4 protein-coding genes are annotated in these 22,926 nt (G+C 74.0%); all 4 read left to right on the forward strand.

From position 1 onward, the window contains the following. The first annotated feature begins 4 nt into the window (after positions 1–4). The 4 genes from ACIRDU_RS19965 (at position 5) to ACIRDU_RS19980 (ending at position 22,734) form a co-directional block, all read left to right on the forward strand. Complete coding sequence (locus ACIRDU_RS19965; RefSeq protein ID WP_403581231.1) at positions 5–20,113, forward strand: non-ribosomal peptide synthase/polyketide synthase; 20,109 nt, start codon at positions 5–7, stop codon at positions 20,111–20,113. Between the two features lie 173 nt (positions 20,114–20,286). Next, positions 20,287–20,490: an MbtH family protein gene (locus ACIRDU_RS19970; RefSeq protein ID WP_403581232.1), complete on the forward strand. Its 204-nt coding sequence runs from the start codon at positions 20,287–20,289 to the stop codon at positions 20,488–20,490. Positions 20,491–20,781: 291 nt separating this feature from the next. Then, a complete protein-coding gene (locus ACIRDU_RS19975) occupies positions 20,782–21,297 on the forward strand; it encodes a GNAT family N-acetyltransferase (protein ID WP_403581234.1) in 516 nt (171 codons plus the stop codon). Positions 21,298–21,900: 603 nt separating this feature from the next. Next, complete coding sequence (locus ACIRDU_RS19980) at positions 21,901–22,734, forward strand: PIG-L family deacetylase (protein WP_403581235.1); 834 nt, start codon at positions 21,901–21,903, stop codon at positions 22,732–22,734. Positions 22,735–22,926: the final 192 nt, after the last annotated feature.

The raw sequence follows: 22,926 nt of genomic DNA on the forward strand, positions 1-22,926 counted from the left end.
GACCATGACGTCTTCGAAGCGAGACCGCACCCAGGCCCTCCCGGCAGACCTCCAGGAGGCGATGCGCCGCCGTCTCGCCGGCCGGGCCGCCGCCGCACGCCAGGGCATCCCGCGCGCCGACCGCTCCCGGCCGCTGCCGCTGTCCTTCGCCCAGCAGCGGCTGTGGTTCCTGGACCGGCTGCGGCCCGGCGACGCCCGCTACAACAGCGCCGTCGCGCTGCGCCTGACGGGCCCGCTGGACCACACCGTCCTCAGCCGCGCGCTGGACCTCGTCGTCGAGCGGCACGAGGCGCTGCGCACCACGTTCGAGGAGAGCGACGGCCGGCCGGCGCAGACGGTGCGCCCGGCGGCCCCGGTGCCGCTGCCGGTGACCGACACACCGTCGTCCGCCCTGGAGACCGCCCTGCTCGCCGAGTACGAGCGTCCCTTCGACCTGAGCACCGGTCCGCTCCTGCGCGCCCGGCTGCTGCGCGAGTCGGACACCGCGCACACGCTCATGCTGACGGCGCACCACATCGTCACCGACGGCTGGTCGATGGGTGTCCTGCTGGAGGAACTGTGCACCGCCTACGACGCCCTGTCCCGGGGGGCGGTCCCGGAGCTGGGGCCGGTGGCGACGCAGTACCCCGACTTCGCCGCGTGGCAGCGCGAACAGCTCGCCGGCCCACGCCTGGAGCGTGAACTCGCCTACTGGACGCGGCAGTTGTCGGGCGCCGTGGCGCCGCGGCTGCCGCTCGACCGCCCCCGCGACGGGGAGGAGTCCGGGGCGGGAGCCGTGCACACCTTCACCGTGCCCGCGGACGTCACCGCACGGCTGCGCGAGCTGGCGGCCGAGCAGCACACCACCCTGTTCACGTCCCTGCTCGCCGCCTGCCAGACCTTGCTGGCCCGCTGGTCCGGGCAGGACGACATCACCGTCGGCTCCCTGACCCCGGGCCGCTCCCGCACCGACCTGGAACGCGCCGTCGGCTTCTTCGCAAACACCGTCGCCCTGCGCACCCCCGTGGACACCGCCGGCTCCTTCCGCGACCTGCTCGGGACCGCCGCGACCACCGTCAACGACGCCTTCGCGCACGGTGACACGCCGTTCGAGCGGCTGGTGGAGGCCGTGGGCGCGACCCGCGAGGCGGGCCGCAACCCCCTGTTCGACGTGATGGTCCTGCTGCACCCGGCCCCGCCCGCAGCGCCCGCGCTGCGTGATCTGGCCACCGCCCCGGTCGCCGTGCCCCGGCAGGCGGCGACCTTCGACCTCAGCGTGGAGTTCGTCCCCGACGGGGACGGGCTGACCGGCCTGCTGGAGTACCGCACCGACCTGTTCGACACCGCCACCGCCGAGCGGATGGCCGGCCAGCTGCTGCGCACCCTGCAGGGCGCGGCCACCGCACCGGACCGCCCGCTGGGCACCCTGCCCCTGCTCACCCCGGGGGAGGCCCGGCGCATCACGGACGAGTGGAACGCCACCGCCCCGCCCGTCCCGGCCACCACCCACCCGGAGCTCTTCGCCCGGCAGGCGGCCCGCACCCCGCACGCCACCGCCCTGGTCGCCGGGGACGACCGCCTCGACTACGCGACCCTCAACGCCCGCGCCAACCGGCTCGCCCACCACCTCGTCGCCCAGGGCGCCGGCCCCGAACAGCTGGTCGCGCTCCGGCTACCGCGCACCGCCGACATGATCGTGGCGATGCTCGCCGTGTGGAAGTCCGGCGCCGGATACCTGCCCCTCGACCTCGCCCTGCCCGAGGAACGCGTCCGGTTCCTGCTCGACGACGCCCGCCCCGCCCTGGTGCTGGACGAGGCCGCGCTGCGCGCGGTGCCCACCACCCTGCCGGACACCGACCCGGTCGCTCCTCCGGCCCCGGACACCACCGCGTACGTCCTCTACACCTCCGGCTCCACCGGCCGCCCCAAGGGCGTCGCCGTGACGCACCGCTCGCTCACCCACCTGCTGGCCGCGCACCGCGCGGGATTCGTCGCCGACGCGGGCGGCGGACCGCTGCGGGTGGCGCTGACCGCGTCGTTCTCCTTCGACACCTCGCTGGAGGGCGTGCTGCTGATGGCCGACGGCCACCCGCTGCACCTGGTCGACGAGACGACCCGGCTCGATGCCGCCGCCCTGGTGGAGTACGTCGTCGAGCACCGCATCGACTTCCTCGACCTGACCCCGTCCTACCTGCGCCAGCTGCTGCCCGCGGGACTGCTCACCGACCCGCGGCACCGCCCGCGCGTGCTGATGCTCGGCGGCGAGGCGATCGGCCCCGGCCTGTGGCGGGAGCTGGCCGGCCACCGGGACGTGGCCGCGTACAACTTCTACGGACCCACCGAGTGCACGGTCGACGCCCTGGCCTGCCGTATCGAAGGCGAGGGGCGTCCGCTGGTGGGCCGGCCGCTGCCCCACGTGCGCGCGTACGTCCTCGACGACCGCCTCCAGCCGGTGCCGCCCGGTGTCGGCGGCGAGCTGTACCTGGCCGGCGAGCAGCTGGCCCGCGGCTACGCGGGCCGCCCCGGGCTGACCGCCGCGCGTTTCCTCGCCGACCCGTTCGGCCCGCCCGGAACCCGCATGTACCGCACGGGCGACCTGGCCCGTTGGACCGCCGACGGGCGCGTCGACTACCTCGGGCGCGCCGACGACCAGGTGAAGGTGCGCGGGCACCGCATCGAGCCGGGCGAGGTGGAGGCGGCACTGCTCGACCTGCCGGACCTCACCGGCGCCGCGGTCGTCGCGGTCGCGGACGCGCACGGCCACCTGCGGCTGGCCGCCTACGTCGTCCCCCGACAGGGCGCGGAGCCGCCCGCCGCCTCGGAGCTGCGGGCGGCCTGCCGCCGAGTCCTGCCCGACCACATGGTGCCGTCGTCGTTCACCGTCCTCGACGCGCTGCCGCTGACCACCAGCGGCAAGCTGGACCGCCGTGCCCTGCCGGCCCCCGACGTCGACGCGGCCCCGCGCGAGCGGGAGTTCGTCGCACCGCGCACCCCCGACGAGGAGACCCTGGCCGGGATCTGGGCGGAGGTGCTGGGCGTCGCGAGAGTGGGCGTCACCGACAACTTCTTCGAACTCGGCGGCGACTCGATCCTCAGCATCCAGGCCGTCGCCCGCGCCCGCGCGGCCGGCCTGCGCCTCACCTCGCGGGACGTCTTCCGCCACCAGACCGTCGCCGACCTGGCCGCCGCCGCGTCCCCGCGCACCGCCGAGGTGCCCGCGCCCCGCCCGGCGCGGCAGGAGGGGCCCGCCCCGCTGACCCCGGTCCAGGACTGGTACTTCGCCACGCACAGCGACCGGCACGGCAGCCCGCGCCTCTTCAGCATGTCGATGCTCATCGACCTGCCGTACGACATCGACGAGGCGGCGCTGGAGCGCGCCGTGGACGCGCTGGCCGCCCATCACCCCGCACTGCGCACCCGCTTCGCCCGCGACGGCGACGCCTGGCGCCAGCACCCCGGCGAGGGCCCGGCCACCGGATTGACGACCCGCCACGACCTGACCGGCGCCGCCGATGTCCCCGCCGCCCGCACCGAAGCCGCCGACGCCGCCCGCGCGGCCCTCGACCCGGAGACGGGCGCCCTCCTGAGGGCCGCCCTGCTGCTGCCCCCGCCCGGTCAACGACCTCAACTCCTCCTGACCGCGCATCACCTGGCCGTGGACAGCGTCTCCTGGCGCATCCTCCTCGCCGACCTGGAGCTGGGCTACCGGCAGGCGTCGGCGGGCGAACCGGTACGACTTGAACCCGTCCCCTCGGCGTTCACCGACTGGGCCGCGGACCTGTCCCGCCGGGTGCGGGCCGGCGAACTCGACGACGACCTGCCGTACTGGACGGCCGAAGCCGCCGAGCCCCGGACCCCGCTGCCCGTGGACCGCCCCGGGACCCCGCTCGCCGGATCCGTGCGCACCGTCCGTACCCGGGTGGACCGCGCCGCCACCGAGGCGTTGCTGCGCCGGGTGCCCGCCGCCTACCGCACGCAGGTCAACGACGTCCTGCTGAGCGCGCTGAGCCGGGTCCTCACCGACTGGACGGGCACCGAGCGGGTGACCGTCGCCCTGGAGGGCCACGGGCGCGAGGACCGGCTCTTCGAGGACGTGGACCTGTCCCGCACGGTGGGCTGGTTCACCACCCAGTACCCCGTCACCCTCACCCCGGCCGGACCGCCCTCCGCACCCGACTGGGGCGGCACGCTGAAGGCCGTGAAGGAGCGGCTGCGGGGCGTGCCCCGGCGCGGACTGAGCTACGAGGCGCTGGCCCGCCTCGGCTCGCCCGCTCCGGCCGCCCGCGCCCTGCGGGAGGTGCCGCTGCCGCAGGTGTGCTTCAACTACCACGGGCAGTGGGACGCGAGCCCCGGAGAGGACTTCGCACCGGCCGCCGAGGTGCCCGGCAGGGACATGGCGGCCGACGAACCGCTGGACCACCTGCTCGACGTCTCGGCCGTCGTGGTCGACGGCGAGCTGGAGATCACCTGGCACTACAGCGACCACACGCACGACACGCACACCGTGCGGAGCCTGGCGGACGCGATGGTGGCCGCGCTGGCCGCGATCGCCGAGCACTGCGCCCGCCCCGACGCGGGCGGCCGCACCCCCTCCGACTTCCCCCTGGCCCGCCTGGACCAGGCCGCCGTGGACCGGCTGGTGGGCGACGGCCGCACGGTGGAGGACCTGCTTCCGCTCACCCCGCTCCAGGAGGGCATGCTCTTCCACCGCCTGGTCGGCGGACCCGAGGACGTGTACGTGGACCAGGCCGCCCTGCTCCTGGAGGGCGTGGCCGACCCACACGCCTTCGCCGTGGCCTGGCAGCGGGTCACCGACCGCACGCCCGCGCTGCGGACCTCGGTGGTGTGGCAGGACGTCCCCGTGCCGCTGCAGGTCGTGCACCGCGACGTCCGCGTGCCGGTCACCCGGCTCGACTGGCGGGACGTCGCCGCAGGGGAGCGCGCCGACCGCTTCTACCGGCTCCGGGCCGACGACCTCGCCCGCGGCATCGACCTCGCCGCGGCACCGCTGATGCGGCTCACCCTCGTCCGCCTGCCCGATGCCCGACTGCACCTGCTGTGGACCTCCCACCACCTCATACTCGACGGCTGGAGCCTGGCCCAGGTGCTGACGGAGGTGTGCGAGGAGTACGCGGCGCTCACAGCAGGAAGCGAGCCGAACCCGCCCGTGCGCCGGCCCTTCGCCGACTACGTGCGCTGGCTGGCCGACCAGGACGCCGAGGCCGGGCGGGCCCACTGGCGCCAAGCCCTCGCCGGGTTCGCCACCCCGACCCCGCTGCCCTTCGACCGCCCCCTGACCGGCGGACACGAGGCCCGCTCGGCGGACGTCCACACCGCCGAACTGTCCGACGCGGTGACCGCGACGCTGGCCCGTACCGCCCGCGACGCCGGGCTGACCGTGAACACCGTCGTGCAGGGCGCCTGGGCGCTGCTGCTGGCCCGCTACAGCGCCGAGCCGGACGTGGTGTTCGGCACCACCGTCTCCGGACGCCCCGAGGAACTGCCGGGCGTGGAGTCGATGGTGGGCATGTTCATCAACACGGTGCCCACCCGCGTCCGGGTCGAGGGCCACCGCTCGGCCGTCGACTGGCTGCGCGAACTCCAGGCCGCCCAGGCCGAGTCGAGGCGCTTCGCGGCCGCCTCCCTCGCCGAACTGACCGCCCTGAGCGACGTACCGTCCGGCACCCCGCTCTTCCACAGCATGGTCGCCTTCGAGAACTACCCCTTCGACGAGGCCCGCACCTCCGGTTCCGGCATCCGCCTGGCGGACGTCACCTCCCGGGACGCCACCAACTACCCCCTGGTGCTGCGCGCCTACCAGGGCGAGCGGCTCGGCTTCGACCTGGCCTACGACCCGCACCTGTTCGACGCCGGCACCGTCCGTGCGCTCGGCGACCGGCTGCGCCTGCTGCTCACGGAATTCGCCGAGGCGCCCGACCGGCCGCTGCGCGCCCTGGCATGGACGACCGCCGACGAACGACGGCGGATGCTGGTCGACGTCAACGGCGGCGAGCAGGGCCGCCCGGCGGACACCCTGCTGGACCTGTTCGAGGCCCAGGCCGCCCGCACTCCCGAGGTCACCGCCGTCACCTGCGGCCCCGACCGCCTCGACTACGCCACACTCGACGCTGCGGCCGGCCGCCTCGCCCACCGACTGGCCGAGGCCGGCGCCGGACCCGAACGGTTCGTGGCACTCGCCCTGCCCCGCTCCACCGACCTCGTCGTGGCGGTCCTGGCCGTGCTGAAGACGGGCGCCGCCTACCTGCCGATCGACCCGAAGCTGCCCGCCGAACGCGTCACCCACCTGCTGGACGACGCCGCCCCGGTGACCCTGGTGACCACCACCGAGGCCGCCGAACGCGTCCGGGACACCGCAGTGCCGGTCCTGACCCTGGACGACCCGGCCACCCGGGCCGACCTGGCCCGCCGCCCCTCCAGCGGCCCCGACCCCGCCCGCCGCCCCCTGCCGGAGACCCCCGCCTACGCCATCTACACCTCCGGCTCCACCGGCCGGCCCAAGGGCGTGATCGTCCCGCACGCCAACGTCGTGCGCCTGTTCACCCGCACCCGCCACTGGTTCGGCTTCGACGAGACGGACGTGTGGACGCTGTTCCACTCCTACGCCTTCGACTTCTCCGTCTGGGAACTGTGGGGAGCCCTGCTGCACGGCGGCCGGCTCGTCGTCGTCCCCGAGGACATCGCACGCTCCCCGGAGGACTTCCTGCGCCTGCTCGCCGACGAGCGGGTCACCGTCCTCAACCAGACCCCCTCCGCCTTCTACCCCTTGACCCGCGCCGACGCCGAGCACCCCGAAATCGGCGCACGCCTCGCCCTGCGCACGGTGGTCTTCGGCGGTGAGGCCCTGGACGTCTCCCGGCTCGCAGACTGGTACACCCGCCACCCCGACACCGCCCCGCGCCTGGTCAACATGTACGGCATCACCGAGACGACCGTGCACGTCACGTACCTGGCACTGGACCGCGCGGCGGCCCGCGCCCATTCCGCGAGCCCCATCGGCACCGGCATTCCCGACCTGCGCGTCTACGTCCTCGACGACGCGCTGGCCCCGGTACCGCCCGGAGCCGTGGGGGAGATGTACGTGGCAGGGGAGGGGCTGGCGCGCGGCTATCTGGGCCGTCCCGGCCTGACCGCGACGCGTTTCCTCGCCGATCCGTTCGGTACGCCCGGGACACGGATGTACCGCACCGGCGACCGGGCCCGCCGGCGGGCCGACGGGACGCTGGAGTACCTGGGCCGCGCCGACCAGCAGGTGAAGATCCGCGGTTACCGCATCGAACCCGGCGAGATCGAGGCGGCCCTGCACACCCACCCCCAGGTGGGCGAGGCTGCCGTGGGTGTCCACGAGGACGGCTCCGGAACCCGGCGGCTGGTGGCCCATGTCGTCGGCCGCGGTGACACCGAGCCGCCGTCCGCCGCCGAACTCCGCGCCCATCTGGAGCGACTGCTGCCCGCGCACATGGTGCCCGCCGCCTACGTACCGCTGGCGGCCCTGCCGCTGACCGTCAACGGCAAACTCGACCGGCGTGCGCTGCCCGCCCCCGGGCCGGACGGCTTCGCCGCGGGCACCGAGCGCAGCGCGCCGCGGACCCCCGCCGAGCGGGCGGTCGCCGCCGCCTGGGCGGACGTGCTCGACACCGGCGAGGTGGGAGCCGACGACGACTTCTTCGCCCTCGGCGGCGACTCGATCCTCGCCGTCCGGATCGTCTCGCGGCTGCGCGCCGCCTTCGGCACGGACGTCTCGCCCCGGCTGCTGTTCACCCACACGACGGTGTCCGCCCTGGCCGCCGCACTCGGCGACCCGGCGCAGAACACCACACCGGCCGACGTCATCCCGGCCGCCGACCCGGGCACCCCGGCGCCCCTGTCGTACGCGCAGCAGCGGCTGTGGTTCCTCGACCGCTTCGAGCCGGGCACCACCGAGTACACGACGCTGTCGGTGCTGCGCCTGCGCGGTCCGCTCGACGAGTCGGCCCTGCGTGCCGCCCTCGACGGCCTGGTCGCCCGCCACGAGGCGCTGCGTACCACCTTCGCCGAACAGGACGGCCAGGCGACGCAGATCGTGCACCCGCCCCACCCGGTGAACCTGCCGCTGGACGACCTCACCGGCACCCGCGACCGGCTGGACGCCCTCCTGGAAGGCGAGGCCGCCACCCCCTTCGACCTGAGCACCGGACCTCTGCTGAGGGCACGTCTCGCGCGCCTCGCCGACGACGAGCACGTGCTGGTTCTGGCCGTCCACCACATCGTCACCGACGGCTGGTCCGTCGGCGTGCTCGGCCGGGACCTGGGTGAGCTGTACGCGGCCGCCCTCGAGAGCCGCGCGCCCCGGCTGCCGCGGCTGCCCGTCCGGTACGCGGACCACGCCGCGTGGCAGCGCGCCCGCACCGACCAGGTGGACAAGCAACTCGCCTACTGGCGGGAGACCTTGGACGGGATCACCCCACTGGAGCCGCCCACCGACCGGCCACGCCCCGCCGTGCGCGGCCGCGAGGGCGCGCTGGTGACCTTCACCCTCCCCGCCGCGCTCACCGAGCGGCTGCGCGAGACGGGCCGCGAGGCCGACGCCACTCTCTACATGACCCTGCTGACGGCCTGCACAGTCCTCCTCGCACGCTGGGCGGACCAGGAGGACATCGCCGTCGGCACGGTCACCGCGGGCCGTGAGCGCCCCGAACTCCACGACGTGGTGGGCATGTTCGTCAACACGCTCGTGCTGCGCAACCGGGTGGAGCCCGGCCTGTCGTTCCACGCGCTGCTGGAGCGGGTCCGCTCCACCGTTCTGGACGCGGTCGCCCACCAGGAGGTGCCGTTCGAGAAGCTGGTGGACGCCCTCCAGCCCGAACGGGACACCAGCCGCACCCCGCTGTTCCAGGTGATGGTGGCACTGCACAACCTGGGCGCCGAGGTGCCCCAGCTGCCGGGCCTGACCGTCGAGCCGCTCACGCCGCCGGTCCGGCACGCCGCCTTCGACCTCGCCTTCGACTTCGCGGAGAGCGACAACGGCGTCACCGGCTATCTGGAGTACGACACCGCCCTGTTCGACACCGAGACCGCCGAACGCCTCGCCGCACGGCTGCGGTTGCTGCTGCAAGCGGCGGTCGAGGATCCGCACCAGGACGTCCGCGCACTGCCGTTGCTGACGGCCACCGAACAGCGGCAGGTGCTCGACACCTGGCAGGGCGGGCACCTGCCCGCGCCGGGCACGGCGTTCCCGAGCCTCTTCGAGGCACAGGCCGCGCGCACGCCGTCCGCCACCGCGCTGGTGGCCCGGGACGAGACGCTCACCTTCGCCGCCCTGAACGAGCGCGCCAACCGGCTGGCGCACCACCTGCTCACCCTGGGCGTCGGCCCCGAAAGCGTGGTCGGCGTGCGGCTGCCGCGCACCTCGCACCTGCTGGTGGCTCTCTTCGCGGTGCTCAAGGCGGGCGGCACCCTGCTCTTCCTCGACCCGGACCTGCCCGAGGAACGCGTCGCGTTCCTCCTCGCCGACGCCGCGCCGCACACGGTCCTGACGGCCGACGCCCTGCGCGAGGTGCCCTGGGACCGACTGCCCGCCCACGACCCCACCGACGCCGACCGGCTCGCCCCGCTGCACCCGGACACCGCCGCCTACATCATCTACACCTCCGGCTCCACCGGCCGCCCCAAGGGCGTCACCGTGGAACACCGCCACCTGGTCAACCTCTGCCACGACCACCGGGAAGGACTCGTCGCCCCGCACACCGCCGACGGGCGACGGCTCAAGGCCGCCCTCAGCGCCTCCTTCTCCTTCGACACCTCCTGGGAAGGACCGCTGCTGCTCGCCCTCGGCCAGGAAATCCACCTCGTCGACGAGGACGTACGCCTGGACCCGGAGGCGTTCTGCGCCCAGGTCGACCAGCGGGAGGTGGACCTGGTGAACGTCACCCCGTCCTTCCTCCGTGAACTCACCGCCGCCGGCCTCCTCGCCCCCGGCCGCCACCACCCGCGCCTGCTGCTGGTGGGCGGCGAGCCGGTCGGCCCCGACACCTGGGCCGAACTGTGCGCGGCACACGAGGAGTTCGGTGTCACCGCGTACAACGTGTACGGCCCCACGGAGACCACCGTCGACGCCGTCTACGGCCGCTGCGCCGAACGTCCCGAACGGCCGGTCATCGGCCGCCCCGGCCGCAACCTGCGCGCCTACGTCCTCGACGGCGCACTGCGTCCGGTCCCGCCCGGCGTCCCGGGCGAGCTCTACCTCGCCGGGGCTCAGGTCGCCCGCGGTTATCTGAACCGGCCCGGGCTGACGGCCACCCGCTTCCTCGCCGATCCGTTCGGGGGACCGGGGCAGCGGATGTACCGCACCGGCGACCGAGCCCGCTGGGACGCGTCCGGACTGCTGGAGTTCCTGGGCCGGGCCGACGAACAGATCAAGATCCGGGGATTCCGCATCGAGCCCGGCGAGGTGGAGGCGGCCCTGCTCGCCCTACCGGACGTCACCGACGCCGCCGTGGCCGCCCGCTCGCACGCCGGGCGCACCATGCTCGTGGCGTACGTGGTGCCCACCGGCGAACTGCCTCCGTCCGCCGACGAACTGCGGGTGCGGCTGCGGCGGACGCTGCCGGACCACATGGTGCCCTCCGCGTTCGTGCCCCTGACGCGGATACCGCGCACCAGCGGTGGCAAGACCGACCGACGCGCACTGCCCGCACCGTCCGCCCAGCCCGACAGCGGTACGCCGTACGTGGCGCCCCGTCCCGGTACCGAGGAGCGACTGGCCGCCATCTGGTCGGAGGTGCTGGGTGTGGAGCGCGTGGGCGCCCGCGACAACTTCTTCGCGCTCGGCGGCGACTCGATCCTCAGCATCCAGATCGTCTCCCGCGCCCGCCGGGCGGGCCTCGCGCTGACCACCAAGGACGTCTTCCGTCACCAGACGATCGCGGAACTGGCCCTGCGGGTCGGCGAGTCCGCGCCTCAGCGGGCGACCGGTGCCGGTGACACCCCGCCCGCCGAGGCGCCGCTGACGCCCATCCAGCGCTGGTACCTCGACGGCCGCCGCCCTGGTGACGCGATGCGCTTCACCATGACCCAGCGCCTGGAACTGGCCACCGGCACCGACCTGTCGGCGCTGGAAGCGGCGGTCGACGCCCTCGTAGGCCACCACCCGGCCCTGCGGACCCGGTTCCGGCGCACCGGTGACGACGGCTGGCGCCAGGAGGTGCTGCCGCAGGCGCCGGACGGCGTGTTCACGCGTCACGACCTGTCCCACCTGGACGACCCGGCGCTGGAGACCGAGGTGCAGCGCGTCGCGGACGCCGCACAGGCCTCGCTCGACCCCGTCGCGGGCCGGGTCGTACGCGTCCTGCTGTTCGACCGGGGCGCGGAGCACCCCGCGCAACTGCTGATCACCGCGCACCACCTGGTCGTCGACGGCGTCTCCTGGCGCATCCTGCTCGGCGACCTGGAGAGCGCCCACCGCGCCGCCGCGGCCGGGCGGCCCGTCGAACTCCCGTCGGCCGGCACCGCGTACGGGTCCTGGGCGGCGCGGCTGGAACAGCACACGCGGTCCGGTGGCCTGGACACCGACCTGGCCCACTGGACCCGCACCGCCGCCGCCCCCGCAGCCCTGCCCGCCGGACGGCCCGGCCCCAACACCCACGCAACCGCCGCCACCGTCACCGTGTCGCTGGCACCGCGGGAGACGGAGGCGCTGCTGCGCGGGGTCCCCGACGTCTACCGCACCCAGGTCAACGACGTGCTGCTCAGCGCCCTGGGCCGCACCCTGGCCCGCTGGTGCGAGCGCGACACGGTCCTCGTCGGGGTGGAGGGGCACGGCCGGGAGGACCTGTTCGACGAGGCGGACCTGTCGCGGACCGTGGGCTGGTTCACCGCGGAGTTCCCCGTCGCCCTGACCGTCGCGCCCGACGCCGGCTGGCGCACCATCCTGCGGTCCGTGAAGGAGCAGTTGCGCGCGGTGCCGCTGCACGGCCTCAGTCACGGCGCCCTGCGCCACCTGCTGCCGGACAGCCCGCTCGCCGACGCCTCGCCGCCGCAGGTCGGCTTCAACTACCACGGCCGGTGGGACGCGGGCAGCGGCACCGAGGACGGCCTGTTCCGGGCCGCGCTTGCGCCGGCCGGCCGCGACACCGACCCCGACGAGGCCCGCCCCTACCTGCTGGACATCACCGGCGTGGTCCAGGACGGCCGGCTCGAACTCGGCTGGACCTACCCTGGTGCCGTCTACGACGAGTCCACCGTGCGGCACCTGGCCGAGGAGATGTGCGCGGCGCTGCGCGACATCGTGGCGCACTGCGCCGACCCGGCCGCGGGCGGTCGCACCCCGTCCGACTTCCCGCTCGCCCGCCACCTGACCCAGCGGCAACTGGACCGGTTGGTCGGCGACGGACGGCACGTGGCGGACATCCTGCCGCTGACACCCCTGCAGTCCGGCATGCTCTTCCACGGGCTCGTCGACACGGCCGGGGCCTACTTCGACCGTACGGCGGTGCGACTGACCGGAGTGGCGGACCCGACGGCGTTCGCGGCGGCCTGGCAGCAGGTCGCCGACCGCACCCCGGCCCTGCGCACCAGCGTCCACTGGCAGGGCCTGCAAGACCCTGTGCAGGTCGTGCACCACCGAGTGGAGCTGCCCGTCACCCAGCTGGACTGGCGTGATCTGCCGGCCGGGCAGCGGGCGGCGGCGACAGAGCGGCTGCTCGCCGAGGACCGCGCGGCGGGCATGGAGCTGACCAGCGCGCCGCTCACCCGGATCACGCTGGCGGCCCTGCCCGGCGACGAGGTCCTGCTGCTGTGGTCCTCCCACCACCTGATCCTGGACGGCTGGAGCTCCGGGCAGCTGCTCACCGAAGTGTGCGAGCGGTACGCCGCGCTCACCGGCGGCCAGGACACGGCACCGCCGGCCCGCCGGCCGTTCGCGGACTTCCTGCGCTGGCTGAACGAGCGGGCCGACCACGAAGGGGCCGAACGGCACTGGGCGGACACCCTCGCCGGTTTCACCGAGCGCACCCCGCTGCCGTACGACCGCACCCCCGCCGAGGCCCACCGGGCCCGCTCCGCCGAGTCCGTCCCCCACGAGCTGGACCCGCGGGTGTCACAGCGGCTGCGGGAGACGGCGGCGCGCGGCGGACTGACCGTGAACACCGTGGTGCAGGCCGCGTGGGCGCTGCTGCTGGCCCGCTACAGCGGGCGCGACGACATCGTGTTCGGGACGACCGTCTCCGGCCGCCCCGCCGAACTGCCCGGCGTGGACTCCATGATCGGTCTGTTCATCAACACCGTGCCCACCCGGGTGCGCGTCCGAGCCGGTGGCGTCCTGCCCTGGCTGCGCGCCCTTCAGGACCAGCAGAGCGAGGACCGGCGTTTCGACTTCCTCTCCCTCGCCCGCATCCAGGCGCTGACCGAGGTCCCCGCCGGGGACGCCCTGTTCGACAGCATGGTGGTGTTCGAGAACTACCCGGTCGACGAGTCGGCGGCGGCCCGCACGGGCGTGGGCGTGGCGGACGTCCGGGCCGACGACGCCACCACCTTCCCGCTGTGCCTGCGCGCCCACCTGACCGACCGGCTCGGCTTCGACCTGGCCTACGACCCCGCCTTCTTCGACCGCGCCACGGTCGAACAGGCGACGGCCCGCCTGGCCACCCTGCTCACGCGGTTCGCCGACGGCCTCGACGGCGATGTCGGCGATCTGGCACCGCTCACCGCCGAGGACCGGCGGCTGCTGGAGGAGTGGAGCACCACCGCCCGCCGGGCGGAGCCGCGCAGCCCGGTGGACCTGTTCGCCGAGCAGACGCGCCGCACCCCGGACGCCGTCGCGGTGGAGGACGGTGAACGGCGGGTGACCTACCGCGAACTGGCCGACTGGTCCGACCGCGTGGCGTCCGGCCTGCTCGCGGCCGGTCTGGCCGCCGAGGACCGGGTGGCCCTGCTCATGGACCGCGGCGCCGAACACGTCGTCGCCCAGCTCGCGGTCCTCAAGGCGGGCGGCGCCTACGTGCCGGTCGACGGCCGCGCCCCCGAGGACCGGCGCCGGACGCTGCTCGCGCAGGCGGGCGTGAGCGCCCGGCTCACCGCCGAGGAGGTCGCCGCCGCCCGTCACACCGCCGTCGGGGAAGCAGCCGCCGCGGTGCCGACGGATCCCGACCGCCTGGCGTACATCATGTTCACCTCCGGATCCACCGGACTGCCCAAGGCTGTGGCGGTACGCCACCGCGACGTGGCCTCGCTGGCCAGCGACAGCCGCTTCGCCGACGGGGTGTGTGCCCGTGTGTTGCTGCACTCGCCGGTCGCCTTCGACGCGGCCACCTTCGAGGTGTGGGCGCCCCTGCTGACCGGCGGCTGTGTGGTCGTGGCCCCCGGGGAGACGGTGGACGCGGGCCTGCTGCGGCGGCTGATCGGCGGGAGCGTGAGAACCGAGGACAGCGGACGTGCCGGTGACGGCGGGTTCGCCGGTGGCGGCAACGGTGCCGGGGACAGCGGACATGCCGGTGCCGGCGGGCTCAGCGCGCTGTGGCTGACGGCAGGTCTCTTCCGGCTGCTGGCCCAGGACGCGCCGGACTGCTTCGCGGGCCTGCGCCAGGTGTGGACCGGCGGTGACGTGGTCCCCGCGACGGCCGTGCGCCGGGTGCTGGCCGCCTGCCCCGGCCTGACCGTGGTGGACGGCTACGGGCCCACCGAGACCACGACCTTCGCCACCTGCCACGCTCTCGACGACGTGGCATCCGTGCCCGAGACCGTGCCGGTCGGCCGGCCACTGGACGACAAGCGGGTCCACGTTCTGGACGCCCTGATGCGTCCCGTGCCGCCGGGCTGTGCGGGCGAACTGTACGTGGCCGGCGAGGGCGTGGCGCGCGGCTACCTGGGCCGCCCCGGCGAGACGGCCCGCCGCTTCCTCGCGGACCCGTCCGGACCGCCCGGGACCCGGATGTACCGCACGGGCGATGTGGTCCGGCGCCGCCCGGACGGCACGGTCGAGTTCCTGGGCCGCGCCGACGACCAGGTGAAGATCCGCGGCTTCCGCGTGGAGCCCGGCGAGGTGGCGGCCGCGCTGGCGGACCGCCCCGAGGTCGCGGACGTGGCGGTGGTGGCCCGCGAGGACCGGCCCGGCGCCCGCCGCCTGGTCGCCTACGTCGTCGGCCCGAGCGCGGACGACCTGGAAGAGCTGCGCGCGTACGCCCGCCGCACGCTGCCCGACTACCTGGTGCCCTCCGCGTTCGTCGCACTGACGGCTCTTCCGCTGAGTGGCAACGGCAAGGTGGACCGGGCGGCCCTCCCGGCGCCGGAGCCGGACACCCACGGGGGAGGGGGCGCGCCGACCGCACCGCGCACCGAGGCCGAACGCCGTACCCTGGACGTCGTCGCGGACGTGCTCGGCCGACCCGCCCCCGGCGTCGAGGACGACTTCTTCGCGCTGGGCGGCGATTCCATCCTCAGCATCCGTCTCGCCTCCCGCCTGGCCGAGGAGTTCGGCACGCCCCTGTCGCCGCGCGCCGTGTTCACCCACCCCACGCCCGCCGGGCTCGCCGCGCTGCTCACCGGGGACCGGACCGCCGACGAGGCCCGTTCCGTCATCGTGCCGGTGGACCGGGAAGCGGCGGCGCCGATGTCGTACGCGCAGCAACGCCTGTGGTTCCTGGAGGAGTTCGCACCCGGCGGCAGCGAGTACGTCACCGCTCTGGCGCTGCGACTGCGCGGCCGGCTCGACGCACCCGCCCTCGCGGCGGCCCTGGGCAAGCTGGTGGCCCGGCACGAGTCGTTGCGCACCACCTTCGACACGGTGGACGGCCAGGGCGTCCAGATCGTCCACCCGCCGCGGGAGATGCCGCTGCCGCTCGACGACCTGTCGGGGCTGCTCGAGGACGACCGCACGGCCCGCCTGGAGGAACTGCTCGCGGCCGACCGTGCCCGCCCGTTCGACCTGCGTGAAGGCCCCCTGATGCGCACCGGCCTGATCCGGCTGGCCGACGACGAGCACGTCCTGACGCTCACGCTGCACCACATCATCACCGACGGCTGGTCGACGGCCGTCCTCACCGGTGACCTCGCCCACCTGTACCGAGCCGAACTGGACCCGGCCACCAGGCCACTGCCGGCGCTGCCGGTCCAGTACGCCGACTACGCCCAGTGGCAGCGCAACACGAGCGGCAGCGAACCTCAACTGGACTACTGGAAGCAGCAGTTGGCGGACATCGAGCCGCTGGAGCTGCCCACCGACCGGCCACGCCCGCCGATCCGCACCCGGTCCGGCGCCACCACCCGGCTCACCCTGCCGCCCCGCACCGCCCGACGCCTCGCGCAGGTCGGCCGGGACCGCGGAGCCACCCTCTTCACCACGCTGGTCGCCGTAGCGCAGACCTTCCTCGCCCGGCTGAGCGGCGGCCGGGACATCGCCGTCGGCACCGTCACCTCGGGCCGCGAACAGACCGAGATCCAGCAGCTGATCGGGTTCTTCGTCAACACCCTGGTGCTGCGCTCGCACGTCGACGCCGGCCGTCCCTTCCCCGAGTTCCTCGACGACGTCCGGCGGACCGTGCTGAACGCCTTCGCCCACCAGGAGGTGCCGTTCGAGCAGGTGGTGGACGAGGTGCGACCGGTGCGCGACACCAGCCGCACCCCGCTCTTCCAGGTGATGGTCGTCCTGCAGAACACCCCGACCGCCGACCTCGATCTGCCGGGCCTGGAGGTGTCCGCCGTCGAGACGGAACTCCAGCACGCCGCGTTCGACCTCACCCTGGAGTTCGCAGAGGCGGACTCCGGAGCACTGCACGGCCTGCTCACCTACAACACCGACCTGTTCGACGCGGCCACGGCCGAGCACATGGCCGACCAGCTCGCCACGCTGCTGGCCGCCGTGGCCGACGACCCGCACCGCCCCCTCGGCGCCCTGCCGCTCGCGTCCGACGAGGAACTCGAGGCCCTGCTGGACCGGGGACAGGGCACGGCCCGGCCGGTGCCGACGGCGACCCTGCCGGAGCTGTTCGAGCGGCAGGCGGCCGCCACCCCCGACGCCGTCGCGCTGCTGGACGGGGAACGGCAGCTGTCGTACGCGGAAGTGGACCGGGCCGCCAACCGGCTCGCCCACCGGCTGATCGCCCGTGGTATCGGCCCCGAGCAGACCGTCGCCCTGGCCCTGCCCCGCGCCGCGGAGACGGTGGTGGCGCAGCTCGCCGTCGCCAAGGCGGGCGGCGCCTTCTTGTCCGTCGACCCCGACTACCCGGAACAGCGCCGGGAGTTCATGGTGCGTGACGCGGGCGCCCGGGTCATCCTCGCCGATCCGTCGGAGGTCTGGGTGGCGGACGGCCCGGACACCGCGCCCACCGACGCTGACCGCACCACCGCCCTCACAATGGATCACGCGGCGTACGTCATCTACACCTCCGGCTCCACCGGGACTCCGAAGGGCGTCATGGTGACGCACCGGGGGCTGGCGGGTTTCGCCGAGGCCGCCGCCGAGCGGTACACGGCCGGCCCCGGCGATCGGGTGCTCCAGTTCGCCTCACCCAGTTTCGACGCCTCCGTCCTCGAGCTGTGCGTCTCCCTGCTCAGCGGCGCCGCCCTGGTGACGGGAGAGGAGGGGCCGCTGGTCGGCGAGCGGCTGGCCGAGGTGCTCGCCGAGCGCCGCGTCAGCCACGCCCTCATCCCCCCGGCCGCGCTGGCCACCGTGCCGCCGGAGACCTCCGGCGCCCTGCCGCACCTGCGCACGCTGATCGTCGGCGCCGAGGCGTGCCCGTCCGACCTCGTGGACGTGTGGGCGCCCGGCCGCCGGATGATCAACTCCTACGGGCCCACCGAGGCCACCGTGGTCGCCACGTGGACCGGTCCGCTCAGCCCCGAAGGGCAGGCTCCGCCGATCGGCCGCCCGGCCGGCGCCACCCGTGTGTACGTCCTCGACGCGGCTCTGCGGCCCGTCCCTCCCGGCGTGACAGGGGAGCTGTACGTGGCGGGGCCGGGCCTGGCGCGCGGCTACCACGACAGGCCGGGCCTGACCGCCCGGCGGTTCGTCGCCGACCCGTTCGGCGCGGCGGGCACGCGCATGTACCGCACCGGTGACCTGGTGCGCTGGAGCGCCGGGGGCGACCTGCGGTTCGTCGGACGCGCGGACGACCAGATCAAGCTGCGCGGCTTCCGCATCGAGCCCGGAGAGATCGAGAGCGCGCTGCGCCGCAGCCCGCACGTGCGCGACGCGGTGGTCATGGTACGTACGGACGGCCCCGACGGGCGGCCCCGCGACGGTCATGGACGGCTGGTGGCGTACGTCGTCCCCGCCGACGAGAAGACCGCTGAGCAGGCCGAGGAAGAGGCCGGCGAGAACACCGGCGGGCTGCCCGTCGCCGCACTGCGCGAGCACCTGGCCGCGCTGCTGCCCCCGCACCTGGTCCCGGCGGTGTTCGTGCCGCTGCAGCGGCTGCCGCTGACCCCCAACGGCAAGACGGACCGGCGTGCCCTGCCCGCCCCCGGGCCGGCGCACACCGCCCTTGCCACCGGCCCGCGTTCCGCACCCCGTACCGACACCGAACGCCGCATCGCCCGTGTCTGGACCGACGTCCTGGGCGTGGAGGACATCGGCCTGGACGACAACTTCTTCCACCTCGGGGGCGACTCGATCCTGAGCATGCAGGTGGTGTCCCGGCTACGGCGCGAAGGCCTGCACCTGTCCACCCGTGACCTGTTCACCCACCAGACCGTCGCCGAGCTGGCCACCGTCGTCGCCACCGCACCCCAGCACACCGGCGACGGCCCGGTGACCGGCGCGGTGCCCCTCACACCGATCCAGGAGTGGTTCCTGAGCACACCGCGCGCCGACCACACCCACTTCAACCAGTCGGCGCTGCTGGAACTGGAGGCCGCACCCGACCTTGCTGCCCTGGCGGCCGCCATGGACGCCCTGATGGAACACCATGACGCGCTGCGCATGCGCTTCACCAGGGACGCCGACGGCTGGCACCAGTTCAACCCGCCGCCGGGCGAGAACGAAGGCCTCCTCGTCCGGCACGACCTGACGGGACTGTCCGCAGCGCAGGCCGACGCGGCCATGGAGAAGGCCGCCGACGACCTGCACACCGACTTCGACCTGGAGCGGGGACCGCTGCTGAGAGCGGCGCTGTTCACCGGTGCGGGAGAGGGCACGGCAAGGAAGGGTGAAGGAACCGACGAAGCAGGCGGCGACAGCCCGGCGTTCCTCCTCCTGGTCGCCCACCATCTGGTCGTGGACGCCGTGTCCTGGCGGATCCTCGCCGACGACCTGGAGGCCGCCTACCGCCAGGCCGTACGCGGTGAGCCGGTCGACCTGGGAGAGCGCACCACCTCCTTCCGTGACTGGGCCCGCAGACTCGCCGCACACGTCGCCGACGGCGGCCTGGACCACGAACTGCCCTACTGGCAGGAGGCCGTTGCCTCCGGACAGCTCCCGGCCTCCCGCGAGCCCGACCCGGCCGCACAGGACGCCGGCACCCTCACCGTCGAACTGGGGGAGGAGGACACGGCTGCCTTGCTGCGCGCCGCCCCGGCCGCCTACCGCACCCGCGTCAACGACGTCCTGCTGTCCGCGCTCGCCCTGGCACTGGCCCGCTGGACCGGAAGCGACCGCGTCCGCCTGGACCTGGAGGGACACGGCCGCGAGGACCTGCTCGACGACGTGGATCTGTCCCGTACGGTCGGCTGGTTCACCACCATCCACCCGGTCGCCCTCCAGGTGGCCGAACCGGACCACCTGGGACCCGACCGGAACTGGCGGACCCTGGTGAAGTCGGTGCGCCGCCAGCTGCGCTCCGTCCCCGGCAACGGGCTGGGCTTCGGCGCCCTGCGCACCTTCGGGCCGCCCGAGGTGCGCGAGCGGCTCGGCGCCGCGGCACACGGGCAGGTGGTCTTCAACTACCTCGGCCAGTGGGACGCCCGCCCGGCAGCCTCCGGCGGTGGCCTGGTGCGCGCCGAGCACGGCTCCTTCGGCCAGGACCACGACCCCCGGGACAGCGGATCGCACCCGCTGGAAGTGGTCGGTGCGGTACGGGACGGACGCCTCGCCTTCACCTGGCACCACCGCCCGGGCACGTACCCCACGGCAACCGTGCGGCGCGTCGCCGAGGAGTTCGCCGAAGCGCTGCGCCACATCGCCCGGCATGCCAGGGAGAGCCGGTGACCACACCCCGTCCCGGTGCCCCGGCACCCCGGACCCACGGCAGGCCCAGGGGACCGTGCATCGATGACACCGACCGGCTCGGGAACCCCGTGCGCCGTGAGCGGGCCCCCAGCACCACGGGCCGCCGACGGCGGCCCACCGAAGAAGTCCCACCCACGACGGAGGAACGCGACATGGACGAGAACACCCGCTACCAGGTGCTGCGCAACGACGAGGACCAGTACTCGCTCTGGCCGGTCGACATCGCGGTACCTGAGGGCTGGCAGCCCGTCGGCAAGGAGGGCACCGAGCAGGAGTGCTCCGCCTACGTCGACGAGGTCTGGACGGACATGCGTCCGCGCAGCCTGCGAGAGCGTATGCAGAACGCGGAGGTATGACCCCTTCGGCCGGCCTGAGCCGCGGCCACGGGGAGACGGAGTGCGCCGTCTCCCCGTGGCCCGGTACCCGGGAACCGGCCCCGGACGGTGTCCGACCGCCGAGGCCGCTCGAGTCCCATCAGGGACGTTCGTCCGACGGGGACGCCGCCGCCCGGGTGCCTCCGCTCGCTGACGACCGGCCGCCACCCGCAGGCGTGGCGGCCGGACACCGTCCCGGGAGGTCCGTGTCCACCGACAGGCACGCCTCGCGAGACGAGAGACCGTCGTTCGCCTCACCCCAGGAGCCAGCCGATGACCCCGATGACACCCGTTGTGAGAACGGAACGACTGGAGTTCACGCCCTACCGCCCCGAGGACGAGGACCACTTCGTCGCCCTGCTGCGCAACGAGGAGGTGTGCCGCTGGATGGGCCAGGACCAGGCGCCCGAGGCCGACCTGCGCGCGGTGTTCCGCGCCATCCTCACCGACGTCTACCCCACGCAGCGCTTCGACGTGTGGGGCGTGTGGTGGCAGGGCACGTATATCGGCCACGCGGAAGTGAAGAAGACCGGCAACGTCGACGGACACGAACTCATCGTCGCCCTCGCCCCCGACTACTGGGGACAGGGCATGGGCGCGGAAATCGTCCGCGGCCTGCTGCGCCACGCCTCGGACAACCTGGGGCTGAAGGAGGCCTACGGCATGGTGGGTGCGGACAACACGGCGAGCCTTGCCATGTGCCGACGGCTGGGATTCCGCCACGTGCGCGACGTGGTGGGCGAGGATGGTTCGGTGACCCGGATGGTGGTCATCCCCACCACCGTGTGATCCCGGGACCGTCCGAGCCGCCGACGGCGTGCTCGACCTCGCCTGCCTCTCCCATTCTCTCCGCCCTTGGCGGCCGACCCGGACGACAGCGATCCGGGTGCACAGCCACCAGGGGAAAGTCACGCTGGAGTGATCTTCGACAAGGTCACCGGCCTACCGCCGGTCCGCGACCGTGCCCAGGGCGCCCCCAATGCCCGTCGGCGCAGACCCGCAGTGAATCCGGACGGTGCACACCGCGGTAGCACACGGGAGCCCGCACGGGCCGCCGACATCGCGCGGCCCCACGATGCGACCGGTCAGCAGCCCCGCGACTCGAACCCGGCGTCACCCCGGAAGGCCGCCGAGGATCCGACGTGGCGCTCAGACGTGCGAGTCGCGCCTGTACCTTGTGTGCCGTCGAACGCCGACGCCTGGAAGGCAAAGCGGCCGCGCCGGGAACAGCCGGGCTGGTCGGCGCGGTTGCATCGACCGAGGGACCGGCGCCGCACGGGCGGGGAACACCAAGACCACGACATCGTTCGCCCCACCAGGAGCCGGGCCCAGGGATCGCGGTACGCCGCCGCGCACTCGGACCAAGACGTATTCTTGCTGGAGGACTGTTTCATGACTGACCGGCCCTTGACGCTCATGGCAGTACACGCCCACCCCGACGACGAGGCCACCGGAACCGGAGGGGTCCTCGCGCGGTACGCGGCGGAAGGCATCCGCACGGTTCTCGTGACGTGTACCGACGGCGGTTGCGGTGACGGACCGGGAGGTGTCAAGCCCGGCGATCCGGGGCACGATCCGGCGGCTGTCGCCCTGATGCGCCGTCGAGAACTCGAGGCGAGCTGTGACGTCCTGAAGGTCAGCGATCTGGAGATGCTGGATTATGCCGACTCCGGGATGATGGGCTGGCCGAGCAACGACGCCCCCGGATCCTTCTGGCAGACCCCCGTGCGGGAAGGCGCGGCCCGGCTCGCGGAACTCCTGCGTCACTACCGACCCGATGTGGTCGTCACCTACGACGAGAACGGCTTCTACGGCCACCCCGACCACATCCAGGCCCACCGCATCACGATGGCGGCACTGGAGATGACCACGCTGACGCCGAAGGTGTACTGGACCACGATGCCCCGCTCGATGATGCAGCGGTTCGGCGAGATCATGCGCGAGTTTCATGAGGACATGCCGGAGCCGGATCCTGCCGAAACCGCCGCGATGGCCGAGATCGGCCTCCCCGACGATGACATCACCACGTGGGTGGACACCACCGCGTTCAGCGGTCAGAAGTTCGACGCGCTGGCCGCGCACGCCAGTCAGGGCGAGAACATCTTCTTCCTCAAGATGGGCAAGGAGAGGTTCGGCGAGTTGATGGGCATGGAAACCTTCGTACGTGTCCAGGACGCCACCGGCGCGGCCGTACCCGAGAACGATCTCTTCGCCGGACTGCGCTGATTCCGCCGATGGCGTCCCGCGGAGTGGTGTAACGGATCTTGGCTGGGAAGTGCGCCGTTTCCGTACCCTCGCGCGTGCATCGGCTACCGGTGAACGCGCCTTGTAGTGCCAGGCCGGACCCTTGCCGTCGGTGACCTTCGCCAGCGTTACCGGCCGCATCCAAGTCGAAGACGGCTGCGGCCGGTGTGGTCC

This window comes from Streptomyces sp. NPDC093598 (genome assembly GCF_044764825.1).
Taxonomy (GTDB): domain Bacteria; phylum Actinomycetota; class Actinomycetes; order Streptomycetales; family Streptomycetaceae; genus Streptomyces.